11 protein-coding genes are annotated in these 13,842 nt (G+C 44.2%); 7 read left to right on the top strand and 4 right to left on the bottom strand.

The features are described 5' to 3' along the window. The first annotated feature begins 50 nt into the window (after positions 1 to 50). Together ACTS60_RS13415 and deoD are read left to right on the top strand one after the other, a co-directional pair. Positions 51 to 1,271, top strand: coding sequence for a phosphopentomutase (locus ACTS60_RS13415; RefSeq protein ID WP_440888642.1), 1,221 nt, complete (start codon positions 51 to 53; stop codon positions 1,269 to 1,271). Positions 1,272 to 1,413: 142 nt separating this feature from the next. Beyond that, on the top strand, positions 1,414 to 2,133 hold the full coding sequence (gene deoD, locus ACTS60_RS13410; RefSeq protein ID WP_409587673.1) for a purine-nucleoside phosphorylase: 720 nt from the start codon (positions 1,414 to 1,416) through the stop codon (positions 2,131 to 2,133). Between the two features lie 76 nt (positions 2,134 to 2,209). Here the strand turns inward: deoD and ACTS60_RS13405 are convergent, their stop codons facing one another. Next, positions 2,210 to 2,815: a YtjB family periplasmic protein gene (locus ACTS60_RS13405; RefSeq protein WP_409586287.1), complete on the bottom strand. Its 606-nt coding sequence runs from the start codon at positions 2,813 to 2,815 to the stop codon at positions 2,210 to 2,212. A 91-nt stretch (positions 2,816 to 2,906) separates the two neighbouring features. Between ACTS60_RS13405 and serB the strand changes: the two genes are divergently transcribed. Continuing rightward, positions 2,907 to 3,887, top strand: coding sequence for a phosphoserine phosphatase (gene serB / locus ACTS60_RS13400; RefSeq protein ID WP_440888641.1), 981 nt, complete (start codon positions 2,907 to 2,909; stop codon positions 3,885 to 3,887). A gap of 57 nt (positions 3,888 to 3,944) precedes the next feature. Here the strand turns inward: serB and ACTS60_RS13395 are convergent, their stop codons facing one another. Then, the gene (locus ACTS60_RS13395; RefSeq protein WP_440888640.1) at positions 3,945 to 6,296 is read right to left on the bottom strand and encodes a PilZ domain-containing protein; all 2,352 of its coding nucleotides are present in this window, start codon (positions 6,294 to 6,296) and stop codon (positions 3,945 to 3,947) included. Positions 6,297 to 6,447: 151 nt separating this feature from the next. Here ACTS60_RS13395 and radA point away from each other — a divergent pair, with 151 nt between their 5' ends. Beyond that, positions 6,448 to 7,827, top strand: a complete 1,380-nt coding sequence (radA, locus tag ACTS60_RS13390) for a DNA repair protein RadA (RefSeq protein WP_005439523.1) — start codon at positions 6,448 to 6,450, stop codon at positions 7,825 to 7,827. A gap of 217 nt (positions 7,828 to 8,044) precedes the next feature. Next, the gene (fusA, locus tag ACTS60_RS13385; RefSeq protein WP_440888639.1) at positions 8,045 to 10,132 is read left to right on the top strand and encodes an elongation factor G; all 2,088 of its coding nucleotides are present in this window, start codon (positions 8,045 to 8,047) and stop codon (positions 10,130 to 10,132) included. A 140-nt stretch (positions 10,133 to 10,272) separates the two neighbouring features. Here the strand turns inward: fusA and ACTS60_RS13380 are convergent, their stop codons facing one another. Together ACTS60_RS13380 and ACTS60_RS13375 are read right to left on the bottom strand one after the other, a co-directional pair. Beyond that, a complete protein-coding gene (locus ACTS60_RS13380) occupies positions 10,273 to 11,964 on the bottom strand; it encodes an AMP-binding protein (RefSeq protein ID WP_440888638.1) in 1,692 nt (563 codons plus the stop codon). Between the two features lie 127 nt (positions 11,965 to 12,091). Next, positions 12,092 to 12,817 (bottom strand): helix-turn-helix domain-containing protein, encoded by a 726-nt coding sequence (locus ACTS60_RS13375; protein ID WP_440888637.1) that lies wholly within the window; start codon positions 12,815 to 12,817, stop codon positions 12,092 to 12,094. A gap of 341 nt (positions 12,818 to 13,158) precedes the next feature. On the opposite strand from ACTS60_RS13375, the gene ACTS60_RS13370 reads away from it, so the two are divergent. Further along, entirely contained in the window at positions 13,159 to 13,332 is a 174-nt protein-coding gene (locus ACTS60_RS13370; protein ID WP_010449993.1) for a Flp family type IVb pilin, read from the top strand. Between the two features lie 13 nt (positions 13,333 to 13,345). Next, positions 13,346 to 13,828, top strand: a complete 483-nt coding sequence (locus tag ACTS60_RS13365) for an A24 family peptidase (RefSeq protein WP_440888636.1) — start codon at positions 13,346 to 13,348, stop codon at positions 13,826 to 13,828. The last annotated feature ends 14 nt before the right edge of the window (positions 13,829 to 13,842 follow it).

The following is a 13,842-nucleotide window of genomic DNA, read 5'->3' as shown; positions in this document are numbered from 1 at the left end:
CAAGGCCTACTCACCATAATAAGAAGCCGAGTGGGCCTAAGGAACGAGCAATGAAAAGAGCATTTATTTTAGTACTAGACTCATTCGGCATCGGCGCAGCAGCAGATGCTGAGCAATTTGGTGATGTAGGTTCAGATACACTTGGTCATATTGCTGACCAATGTGAGCAAGGCTTAGCAAACAACGATCAGCGTCAAGGCGCACTTCGTCTTCCAAACCTATCTAAGTTAGGTCTGGCAATGGCGCATAAAGAGTCTACGGGTCGCTTTGCACCTGGCCTAGACGCAGATGCAGAAATCATCGGTGCTTACGGTCACGCTGCGGAGCTTTCTTCTGGTAAAGACACGCCGTCTGGTCACTGGGAAATCGCTGGTGTACCTGTTCTTTTTGACTGGGGCTACTTCACTGACAAAGCAAACAGCTTCCCGAAAGAGCTGACTGACCGTATTCTTGAGCGTGCTGGTCTAGACGGCTTCCTTGGCAACTGCCACGCATCAGGCACACAAGTTCTTGATGATCTTGGTGAAGAGCACATGAAGACTGGCCAGCCAATCTTCTACACGTCAGCTGACTCAGTATTCCAAATCGCATGTCATGAAGAGACATTCGGTCTAGACCGTCTACTAGAGCTTTGCCAAATCGCACGTGAAGAGCTAGAAGACTACAACATTGGTCGTGTTATCGCGCGTCCATTCATCGGTGCTGGTAAAGGTCAGTTCGAGCGTACAGGCAACCGTCGTGACCTTTCTGTTGAGCCACCATCAGCAACAGTTCTACAGAAGCTGGTTGAAGAGAAGCAAGGCAATGTTGTTTCAATCGGTAAGATCGCGGATATCTACGCAAACTGTGGCATCACTAAGAAAGTGAAAGCGACTGGTATCCCTGCATTGTTCGAAGCGACGCTAGAGCAAATCAAAGAAGCAGGTGATAACACAATCGTATTCACTAACTTCGTGGACTTCGACTCTGCTTACGGTCACCGCCGTGATGTAGCGGGCTACGCAGCTGCGCTTGAGTACTTTGATGGCCGCATCAATGAAGTGTTGGATATTATGGAAGAAGACGACGTGCTTATTCTAACGGCTGACCACGGCTGTGACCCAACATGGCCAGGTACTGATCACACTCGTGAGCACATCCCTGTGATTGTTTACGGTAAGAAAGTACCAGCAGGTTCATTAGGCCGTCGCGATAGCTTTGCCGATATCGGTCAAACATTGGCAACTTACTTCGGTATTTCTCCAATGGATTACGGAAAGAACTTTCTATAATTAGGTTTTGAAAACTAGGAGCTATATTGCTCCTAGTTTTATGTTTGCAGCATGAAAATGTTGCTTGTCGGAAATGAGAATATTCTAGCCAAAACCGCCAACAGCAGCGCGGATCGCTAGAGACAGGTTAAGGAAAAGAAACATGGCAACTCCACATATCAACGCAGAAATGGGTGCTTTCGCAGACGTCGTTCTAATGCCGGGTGATCCGCTACGTGCAAAATACATCGCAGAAACTTTTCTTGAAGATGTAGTTCAAGTGTGTGACGTCCGTAATATGTTTGGTTACACAGGTACTTACAAAGGTCGCAAGATCTCGGTAATGGGCCATGGTATGGGTATTCCATCTTGTTCAATCTACGTAACTGAGCTAATCAAAGACTTCGGTGTGAAGAAAGTAATCCGTGTCGGTAGCTGTGGTGCTGTAAACGAAGACATCAAAGTGCGTGATGTTGTGATTGGTATGGGGGCTTGTACGGACTCTAAAGTTAACCGTATTCGCTTTAAAGGCCATGACTTTGCTGCTATCGCTGACTACAAAATGGTTCGTGCAGCGGAAGAAGCGGCAAAAGCACGCGGCGTAGACGTAAAAGTAGGTAACCTATTCTCTGCAGAACTGTTCTACACGCCAGATCCAGAAATGTTCGACGTAATGGACAAGTACGGTATTGTAGGTGTTGAAATGGAAGCGGCTGGTATCTATGGTGTTGCTGCTGAGTACGGTGCAAAAGCGCTGACTATTTGTACTGTTTCTGACCATATCAAAACTGGCGAGCAAACCACATCTGAAGAGCGTCAAACTACGTTCAATGACATGATGATCATTGCACTTGACTCCGTTCTATTAGGTGATGAAGAGTAATCTTCTTACTGTAAATTATAAATGTAAACAGCCCGCATCATGCGGGCTGTTTTATTTTCTGAATTCGCTTTTCAAGTTACTTGGTCAGCAACAGGTTTTCGCCTTTTTTACGGCGGATTGTCTGTCGACGCAAAATCATGATGAATAACATACCACCAATAAAGCTCATCAGTATCATCATGTACATGTAGCGATCACTTTTACGATAGTGGTGGTCAGATATTGCGGTAACACGCCCGGTTTCAAAGGTGACGCGTACAAATCCAATAAGTGTATTGTCAGCGTATACTGGCTCCACTAATTGCTGACGACCGATAGAGGCCGTTGCTAGCGGTGTATCCAGCCCCAATACTTCACGTACTGATAGTGCTTTTTCACTGGAAGCTAAGCGAATACCTTCTGCATCATAAATGGTTGCATCAAAAACTAAACGATCTTGGGCTAATTGGTTGGTGAGCTTTAGTAAGCGTTCTTGATCTTTATTGATGATCATCTCGCTCGCCGACAGGGAAGCTTGTGAGATCAATACCTTTGTGAGTGTCTCTAGTTGCTGGGCCTGAATTTTCTCATTGCCTTTACTGATTACAACACTGTTTTTGATCGTGATAAAAAACATCACACATAACAAAATCAGTGCGAGTATTCGCAAGGCATTTCTTACCGAGAATAAGGATTCACTCATAGCTATTACTCATCCGTTCAACATAAAACAAAGACTTGCCTTTTTAGATTGTTAGGGTAACGTTTTAGCAAAGTCATAAGGGATTATATACATGGACGCGTCAAAAAGCTTGCCTATCAGAAGGCATACGACTCTTTTAAAACGACTACCTGAAACTCGCTTTGCTACACAGCTCGATAAAGCCAAGGCTAATTGGATTGTATTTGGTGAACATCTTGAGCCCCGCAATTTTGAAGATATCGACTTCTATACAGGTTTCTACAACCCAATTTTAGATACGTGGAAAGTCGGTCAGTACGAAGTGGCATTAATGGCGGGCAACCTTACGCCAGAGCATGAAACCATCCTACAAAGCTTAAAGCTGGATTACGCTTCGTTAAATGAAGTGCCGGATTTATCTGCGCCGGGGTTGGTCGTGTTTGATATGGACTCAACGGCAATTCAAATCGAGTGTATTGATGAAATCGCGAAGCTTGCTGGTGTTGGCGAAGAAGTCGCAGAAGTGACTGAGCGTGCTATGCAAGGTGAATTGGATTTTGAACAAAGTTTGCGTCAGCGTGTGGGTAAGTTAAAAGGTGCTGATGAATCGATTTTAGAGCAGGTGCGTAGCCAACTGCCATTTATGCCAGATTTCGAGGCGTTGGTTACGACCTTTAATGCACTAGGCTGGAAGACTGCCATTGCTTCAGGTGGCTTTACTTATTTCTCCGACTTTATCAAAGACAAGGTTCGCTTGGATTTTGCTCAGTCTAATCAGTTAGAAATTGTTGATGGTAAGCTGACTGGCGAAGTTCTGCGTGATGTCGTCTCTGCACAAACCAAAGCCGATATTTTGGTCGAGCTTGCTGAAGAATATGACATTGAACAGCACAACACCGTAGCAGTGGGCGATGGGGCCAATGATTTGGTGATGATGTCCGCTGCGGGTCTTGGGGTTGCTTATCACGCAAAACCTAAAGTTGAAGAGCAAGCGCAGACCGCCGTACGATTCGCTGGCCTTGGTGGTGTATTGTGCATTCTTTCTGGTGCATTGGTTAAGCAGCAGAAAATCAGCTGGAAAGCGAAACCCTAACAGCAGTGCTAATACCGCGTAATTGATAGAAAAACACCGCTATCTGGCGGTGTTTCTTTATTGTGTTAACTCCAATCGAATGAGAACCTCTTCAGTGATGTCTTCTAACTCGATGTAACCGACGAGTGTAGTGAGCTCTTTCTCTAGCTTGCTTGCTTGATGAACGCCAAATTGAGTTAAGTCACTTAAATCTTTTTCTAGCAATGAAGTCATGGCATCAAAAATAGGTGCACTTGATATTCGGATAGCGAGAAACTCTCCCGCCATGCGAGCTTTCTTTATGAACATGATTCGTTCTTTGATGCTGGAAAATTCACCATGGAGTTTTGACTGAATGCCAGTAATTTTTTTCCCGGTGTACTCCACACTGATATAAGCATCATGATGTTTTGCCTGAGCACCATCGATACGCTTGATAGGTTCTGCGATTAATGTGCTTGAACGACCTTTAAACAGTGGTTCGAGAGAATAATGCTGCTTGTGTCCTAGACGAGCGAACAGTTCGACGTGTTTCGGTAATGGGAAGTTCACTCCCATTACTGGTGTTTTGATCGTAGATGAACTTTGCTTACTGACAAAGATTGGTGTGCTCACAATTCGCGATAGTAAAATACAATGCAGTCGCTCTAGTAATGCATTGCTTGGTAATAGTTCTTTTTGTTGTATCAGTTTATCTTGATTGTGCTCGATAATGCTGTTGAGAAAGGCAATAACTTTGATCGTTTTACTGTTTTCATCAATAACTAACTGAACGCCTTTACCATCAGGGCTAACACGAATCACGCGATAGGGTACATCGCCTAGTGGAAGCTTTTTATCGTAGAGTTGTAGCTCTCTGAAGTTGACACGTACTTCCTGTCCAGAACGTAAAAGTGTTGGAGTATCAAGAATTAAACCAAGCCCTCTTTTTGACAGATCTAGTGTAAAACCCGATGACTGCACTTTGTCTGAGGCAGTTAATACTAATGGGGTCTTAAAGCGATATCTTGGCTCTTTGCGTCGTGAGCGCGCGTCGAAGTAGATGCCTTTTGGGTTGCCAACTACTTTTCTTGGATGTCGAAAATTATTCAGAGTATTGGCGGGTAATTGGGGCTTTTCTGTTAGTAGGTAATCAGCCCCAGCATTGAAATCGGATATCTCTTGTAAGATGCCGACATGAGAGAGCGATTCCGAGCTGTTGGCTAGCTCGGTTGAAAATGCAGCTAGATCTTCTTTTTCTTTTTTCGAGAGTTCAAAAATTGAAATACGGAATGCTTTCCAACTTTTTCTTCGAGCTCCTAGGTGCCAGAAAAGCTGTCTTTGCTCTCGAGTCGCCTCTGGCATGAGCATTGAGTAGAAGTAAGCCTTACCTTCATGTTCGTGAGTGAAGGAATAAAGGACGTTACTTGCCCCTTTCACACCGGCTTTAATAAGGCTGGCAACTCTTTGAGGGTTAAATAGCGCACCAAGGCTTTGTTGGTTTCGCTCGTCATGCCAATATTGCCACAGCTTTTGGTTGTTTGGTGTCAACATCGCAAGCTTCAACTTACTGCCTTCAAAAAACAGCGGCAAGTTACCGGTGTGCTTTAAGGCTATGTGTTCGTATCCTCTTGTCCTTGACCGAATAATCTTGTCTTGATTATCATGCCTTGCTCTTTTCGAAGCGCTATTTAGTGCTTCATCGATCACTCGTGCGATGATGTTGGTATCAGTAAGGCGTAACGTTCTTAGGTATTTTACAGAATCGTTCTCGTAACAGTCATCGACAGCTAAGACTCGATATTCAAGTGACTTTTCAATACCTGCAACTTGGGATTTTCCTGCAATCTCAGAAAAGGTTACTTGGATGATCTCTCCAAGTGCGTACTTAAAAGCACTTGGGACTTTGAACTTTGCTCCGGAACTTGAAAGATCGATGCTAAGGCCATGAAGGACCTGGCCTCTTGCTAGTTTTATCTCAACTTGCGATTGTACTCGCAAACGCTTTTCTTGGCGTTTCAGGTCATACCCAAGATGCACAGGTTCGGCAATGAATGGACTTTTAGGGTCGGTGAGTTGGGTTGCTTGATTAGCGACATTTGACTTCCCCATAACCCGAAAATTGTTTCGGGTGTTGACCAAGGTTTCCCAAACACCTTCCGTATACCCACCAAATCTTTTGATGTTTTTATGGTAGGTATTAAAGGCGACGTCGTCTAACCAATGGGCTATGCCATCTAAAACATACTCTCGGCACTCTCCTTTTACACGTCCACGTAAATCGATGCTTTTTGTACAAGGAGTCATGATGCGCTTTAGTTCCATCTTGACCAATATTTTGGCCGACGGTGCTTCTCCCTCAGTTAATTGACCCAAAACGAAGTCAAAGTCGTTCGAGCCGTAAACAGGGATGAGTCTTTCTGCTAAAGAGAGTATTTCAGATTGCTGCATTATTTCTGGTAGAGTATGTCGTTATTTAAAATATATCGGCTAGGCAAAGCAAAACTTAAGTATATCAATACTTCGTGTCATACAAGGTCTGACATGGCGGTGCTTGGTCACATTTGTTAAAGAAACCGAGTGTTGAAAAAATCGAGGCATCATGGCGAAAGCAAAACGAGCGTATGTTTGTAATGATTGTGGCGCAGACTTCCCGCGTTGGCAGGGACAGTGTAATGCGTGTGGTGCGTGGAATACGATAACCGAAGTCCGTATTGCAGCATCTCCGACTGTTGCGCGCAATGAACGCTTGAGTGGTTATGCTGGTTCAGCAACAGAATCGAAAGTTCAAACCTTATCGGAAATCGACTTACAAGAAGTGCCAAGGTTTACTAGTGGTTTTAAAGAACTCGATCGTGTGCTTGGTGGTGGCGTGGTTCCTGGTGCGGCAATTCTGATTGGTGGTAACCCTGGTGCAGGTAAATCGACGTTGCTGCTGCAAACGATGTGTTTGCTGTCTGCACAAATGCCGACTCTCTATGTCACTGGTGAGGAATCACTTCAGCAAGTAGCAATGCGAGCCTCGCGTCTTGGGTTGCCGAAAGAGCATCTAAAGATGTTGTCGGAAACCAATGTCGATAAGATTTGCCAGATTGCTGAGAAAGAACAGCCGCGCATTATGGTTATTGACTCGATTCAAGTAATGCATGTGTCTGACGTTCAATCTTCGCCGGGTAGTGTGGCTCAGGTTCGTGAATCAGCAACGGCTTTAACGAGATACGCGAAGCAAAACAATGTTGCAGTATTTATTGTTGGTCACGTGACAAAAGATGGTACTCTTGCCGGCCCGAAAGTACTTGAACACATTATTGACTGTTCAGTACTGCTCGATGGCGGTACAGATAGCCGCTTTCGTACCTTACGTAGTCACAAAAACCGTTTCGGTGCGGTAAACGAACTTGGCGTCTTTGCCATGACGGGGCAAGGATTGAAAGAGGTCAATAATCCGTCGGCAATTTTCCTATCTCGTGGTGAAGAAGAGACCTCCGGTTCTTCTGTGATGGTGGTTTGGGAAGGTACGCGCCCTCTATTAGTAGAGATTCAGGCGCTGGTCGACTACTCACAATTGGCAAACCCACGTCGTGTAGCGGTAGGTTTAGAACAGAACCGCCTCTCTCTATTATTAGCAGTGCTGCATAAGCACGGTGGTCTACAAATGGCAGACCAAGACGTGTTTGTGAATGTGGTTGGTGGCGTAAAGGTGACAGAGACCAGTGCTGACCTTGCGTTAGTTATGGCGCTTTTATCGAGTTTTCGTGACCGACCATTACCGAAAGATGTGGTGGTGTTTGGTGAAGTGGGGTTGGCGGGAGAAATTCGCCCAGTGCCAAGTGGCCAAGAGCGTTTGAATGAAGCATTCAAGCACGGCTTTAAGAAAGCGATCGTACCAGCAGCGAATATGCCAAAGGGTGGTATTCCTGGTATGCAAATCCATGGTGTAAAAAAACTATCGGAGGCTATCGAAGCATTTGATGAGTTGTAAACACTATCTTGTGCCCCAATTTAAGGGGTAACAATAATGTTGAATCTATCGTTAATATAATCGAATTAAGCACACAAATTGCGAAGTTTGACTATTATTTGATGGTGGAAAATCGACGTTAAAATTTTTTTTGTTCCAATGGCACGCAAAGGTATCCGTCTTGACAGATTGTGATATACTCTGCGCGCACTTTATACCTTATTAACAGAGTAAGACAATGACTGATTTATCAAAATACAGAAACATTGGTATTTTCGCGCACGTTGATGCGGGTAAAACTACCACAACTGAGCGTATCCTGAAGCTTACTGGTAAAATCCATAAGACTGGTGAAGTACACGACGGCGAGTCTACAACTGACTTCATGGAGCAAGAAGCTGAGCGTGGTATTACAATCCAGTCTGCAGCAGTAACTTGTGAGTGGAACGGTCACCGCCTGAACGTAATCGACACTCCTGGACACGTAGACTTTACAGTTGAAGTATACCGTTCACTTAAAGTTCTTGACGGTGGTATCGGTGTATTCTGTGGTTCTGGTGGTGTTGAGCCTCAGTCAGAAACAAACTGGCGTTACGCGAACGACTCAGAAGTTGCTCGTCTGATCTTCGTAAACAAACTAGACCGTATGGGTGCAGACTTCTTCAACGTTGTTGACCAAGTTAAGAACGTACTAGGTGCAAACCCACTAGTTATGACTCTACCTATCGGTCGTGAAGACGATTTCGTTGGTGTTGTAGACGTACTAAACCGTAAAGCTTACGTTTGGGATGACACAGGTCTACCAGAAAACTACGAAATCCAAGACGTTCCTGCGGACATGCTTGATGACCTAGAACAGTACCGTGAAGAGCTAGTTGAAACTGCTGTAGAGCAAGACGACGACCTAATGGAAGCTTACATGGAAGGCGAAGAGCCGACTATCGATCAACTAAAAGCTTGTATCCGTAAAGGTACTCGTGATCTAGCGTTCTTCCCAACATTCTGTGGTTCTGCATTCAAAAACAAAGGTATGCAACTTATCCTTGACGCTGTTGTAGATTACCTACCAGCTCCAGCTGAAGTTGATCCTCAACCACTAACAGATCCAGAAACTGGTGAGCCGACAGGTGAAGTTGCTACAGTTGACGCTGACGCGCCACTAAAAGCACTTGCGTTCAAGATCATGGACGACCGTTTTGGTGCACTAACATTTATCCGTATCTACTCTGGTCGCATGAAGAAGGGTGACACAATCCTTAACTCTGCAACTGGTAAGACTGAGCGTATCGGTCGTATGTGTGAGATGCAAGCTGACGAACGTAACGAACTTACTGAAGCTCAAGCTGGTGACATCATCGCTGTAGTAGGTATGAAGAACGTTCAAACTGGTCACACTCTATGTGATCCTAAGCACGAATGTACTCTAGAAGCTATGATCTTCCCAGAACCAGTAATCTCTATTGCTGTTTCTCCAAAAGACAAAGGTTCTACTGAGAAAATGGGTATCGCGATCGGTAAAATGGTTGCAGAAGATCCATCATTCCAAGTTGAGACTGATGAAGATTCAGGTGAAACTATCCTGAAAGGTATGGGTGAACTTCACCTAGACATCAAGGTAGACATCCTTAAGCGTACTTACGGCGTTGAGCTAGAAGTAGGTGCTCCACAGGTAGCTTACCGTGAAACTATCACTCAAGCAGTTGAAGATAGCTACACGCACAAGAAGCAGTCTGGTGGTTCTGGTCAGTTCGGTAAGATCGACTACCGTATCAAACCAGGTGAGCCAAACTCTGGCTTCACGTTCAAATCAACAGTTGTTGGTGGTAACGTACCTAAAGAATTCTGGCCTGCAGTTGAGAAAGGCTTTGCGTCAATGATGGATACTGGTGTTCTAGCTGGCTTCCCAACTCTAGACGTTGAAGTTGAACTATTCGACGGTGGTTTCCACGCAGTTGACTCATCAGCAATCGCTTACGAAATCGCAGCGAAAGGTGCATTCCGTCAGTCTATGCCTAAAGCTGGCGCGCAACTTCTTGAGCCAATCATGAACGTTGACGTGTTCACTCCAGAAGACAACGTTGGTGACGTAATCGGTGACCTTAACCGTCGTCGTGGTATGATCAAAGACCAACAAGCTGGTACTACAGGCGTTCGTATTAAAGCAGACGTTCCTCTATCAGAAATGTTTGGTTACATCGGTCACCTACGTACTATCACTTCTGGTCGTGGTCAGTTCTCTATGGAGTTCGCACGCTACGCAGCTTGTCCAGCAAACGTTGCTGAGCAAGTAATCGCAGAAGTTAAAGAGCGTGACGCTAAGAAGTAATTCTTAAGTTAACTCTTTAAGATCTCAAAGCCCCGCCTAGTGCGGGGCTTTTTAATATCTATCGTTCGGCAAGCTAAAGGAAATAAAAACGCTCCGTAATTAGGGAGCGTTTGACAAGACAGTGTAGGGTGGTGAATTGATTACAGGTCTTCTTCCCACACAACCATTTCACCTTTTGGCCAGTTGTGACCAATTTCATGATATTTCTGTTCTAGAGCATGACGCTTGATCTTCAAGGTCGGAGTCAGGATGCCATTTTCGATACTCCAAGGATCTTGAATCATCAATACCCCTTTGATTTGCTCATGTGATTCCAGCTCTTTGTTCATTCGAGTAATAACTTTACGGGTGGTACGGGCATAACGTTCTTTGTCGAAGTGCGGGAAGTCGTGAGGAACCACCAGCAAGATAGGTCCTGGCAAGCCTAGGCCGATCAAACACATCATTTCGACCCGGCTGTATTCGAACAGTTTCTTCTCAATAGGAACAGGCGCGACGAATTTACCTTTTGAAGTTTTAAAGGTGTCCTTCTTACGACCTTGGATAGTCAGGTAACCATCCGCATCGATTGAGCCAATATCTCCTGTGTGGAGCCAACCTTCTGAGTCAAATGACTCTTGCGTGGCAATGTCGTTCTTGTAGTACCCAGAGAACAAGCCTTTACTGCGAACCATGATTTCATCATCTTCAGCGATCTTCAGTTCGATGCCAGGGCCAGCATTACCCACTGAGCCAATTTTATCGGCACGGAATGGGTAGTTAATTGTGCTGTAGGCGAAAGATTCTGTCATGCCCCAAGCTTCAGTGATGTTCAAGCCTACACTTCTGTACCACTCCAACAAAGCAGGCGACACGGGCGCAGAACCGCAACCAAGAACTCGTGCTTGGTCTAAGCCTAAGCCTTCCGCCAGCTTTTTCTTGATCAGTGAATTGACGAATGGGATCTTCAACAGAATGTTGAGCTTCTTCTGCGGAAGTTTGTCTTGGATGCGTTGCTGGAACAAGGTCCATAAACGAGGTACGGAAATAAATAGTGTCGGGCGGTGCATTTTCACATCTTCGATAAAGGTATCGAGAGACTCTGGGAAGGCCGTCGTTACACCACCCATAATTGAGGAGCCGAAGATGTATACACGCTCGGTAATGTGAGCAAGTGGCAAGTAAGAGAACAAACGGTCGTTTTCTTGAATACCAATATGATTAATTAATTGCTGAACTGACCAGCTGAATGCTCCGTAGGTGAGCATCGCGCCTTTTGGTAAGCCAGAAGTACCAGAAGTATAAACAAGCGACATTAACTTATCATCATGGTGTTGCGGACGCTCTTCACTTGGCATCACATTCGCAATCAGCTCCTTGTATTGATATTGGCAATCTGGAGCCGTCTCGTAGGGTAACGCAATACTGATGATATCTGGCATTGCATTGATAACCTGCTGAGTAGCGGCAGGATCGTCGAGCTTACCTCCGATAAGTGCTTTACTCTCGCTGTGGGTAACACAGTACTCGATAGTGTCAGCTCCAGCTGTCGGGAAGATTGGTACACTAACATAGTCACCAAGCATCATCGCAAGATCACAGATAAACCATTCGGCACAGTTTTTGGAGACTAATGCCACTTTGTCTCCAGGCTTTACTCCGAGGTTTCGCAGTGCAGACACAAGTTTTAGTGCTTGTTCAGCAACTTCGGCATAAGTGAACTCAACAAACTGCCTGTTGATGATTTGTTTTAGATAGATTTCATTTGGGCGTTCCTTTGCCCATTTGAGAATCATTTCATTTGGTGGCGGGAGAGCGCAGCCAGTAGCGACTTTAGGGTTAGGCTGATTCATGTTAAGTGACTCCATGTCTTTTACTTGTATTTATAGTTGTTAAAACATTGTTAACTTTAGCATGTTCATTCCACATCAGTGAGTATCATTGCTCATTTCTGTGCGTTTAATAACGTTGTGGGGAGTGTTAAAATTTTTGACGATATGCGGCAGGAGAGTACCCCGTTTTTTTCTTGAAGATCCGGGAAAAGTAAGACACGTCTCGGTATCCGCACTGGTAGGCAACATAAGCAATTTTGGCCGAGTTGTCTTCTACTAGAAGTTTTTTCGCCAGGTTTATTCGTTTGGTCGTAACAAAATCTCGAAAGCTAATACCGACTTTTTGATGAAATAATTTGGAAAAATACGTTACGGAATAATGACATAACGCTGCAACATCTTGCTCTCTTATTTCACGGTGAACATTCTTTGTTACGTACTGAATAACACGGTCTAGGTTTGAATTATTATGTAAGAGGCTAATGTCTATTTTTAAATCGATATTCCTGTTATAGGTAGCACCTTGAAAATACCTTAACCTTACAGATTCTATCCAATCAGAAAAATGATTTGATTCTAAGTGATATACCTCTGAACATATTTTAGCTTGAGGGAGTACCAGTTCGTCATTGTTTTCGAATAAAACAATGAGCTTTTTATCAAGGTTGGAGCAGAGAGTGTAAACCGACTTGAGGAAATTATAGTCTGGTTGAATTAAGTACACAAAATAGTGCGAAGTGCCTTTTTCGCTCATGACTGAGACATCCTTTCCACAGTCTAGCACTTCAAATCTGGATTCTATATCACCACGAAAGTGCTTAGGAAGGGAATGGAATGGCTCACCAAGCCAATAAATAGTGATGGTTTCTCTCACGTTCTTTCCTCTCATTATTGAGACGGTCACAATGTTTTTGAAAGCCTGAGTGATCTAATTCCACGTTTGTTTTTATATTTCTTTCGTCGAGTATTAGCCATCATGTCAGCATTAAGTGTAGAACTATTAAGCAGTTGTGCAAGTGTGATATGGATAGAGATCTAATATCTAGATATTCAACGTATAGCTATGAGTTAATATAAATATTAATTAGCAAAAAAGTCCTAATCGTTAGCAAAAAAGTCCTAACCGTCAATTTTTCGTTTGTCCTACTGTTAACTCATGGCGCAGGTTGCTTTGCAAATACGTCATTTACAACGGGAATTATGAGGGGACTACAAATGGAATCTGTACGCAAATTATTCAATGACTTCATTGAAGACGAAGAAGGTCTAACGCTGCTGGAATATATTCTAGGTGCTGCACTGATTGTGGCTGCACTGCTTAATATTGGTTTCTGGAGTACTCTAGCTACCAAATTTACATCAGTTGCTACAGCGATTAGCTCTCAATAACAGTTGGTCTGAAATGGATCTGCTTGTTTGGGGATTGTTGATTGCTATTGGTGTCTCTGATGCACAGAGGCACCGCATTCCTAACAAGTATGTTTTAGTTTTATTTTTAGTTGTTGTTGCTTCACTCATAAGCACCCCTAGTACGGATTGGTTCGATCACGTCAAAGGGGGCGTCGTTACATTCTTCATCTGCTTTGGTTTGTTTATGTTGAGGGTCATGGCTGGTGGAGACGTCAAATTGTTGGCTGTTGTAGGTGTATGGTTGGGGTTAAGTCGTATTGGGGACGCGATGATGTGGGTTATTCTTGCCGGAGGGATTGTTGGGCTGTTTTATGCTGCTCTACATATTGCAAGTAATGACAAACCATTGTCGCATCAGGTGAGGGGCTACTGCTTACGAAAAGCCACACCAGGCTTTAGGCACGAGTCTCATTTAGTTATCCCATTCGCTCCTGTCATTGTTATTGGCTTAGCTTATTACTCTTACATTTATTAGTAGACAAGAGAATC

It is taken from the genome of Vibrio sp. WZ-1, assembly GCF_052037695.1.
Classification (GTDB): Bacteria; Pseudomonadota; Gammaproteobacteria; order Enterobacterales; family Vibrionaceae; genus Vibrio.
The sequence above is the reverse complement of the archived record's forward strand: the minus strand, read 5'-3'. Positions and strand labels throughout refer to the sequence as shown.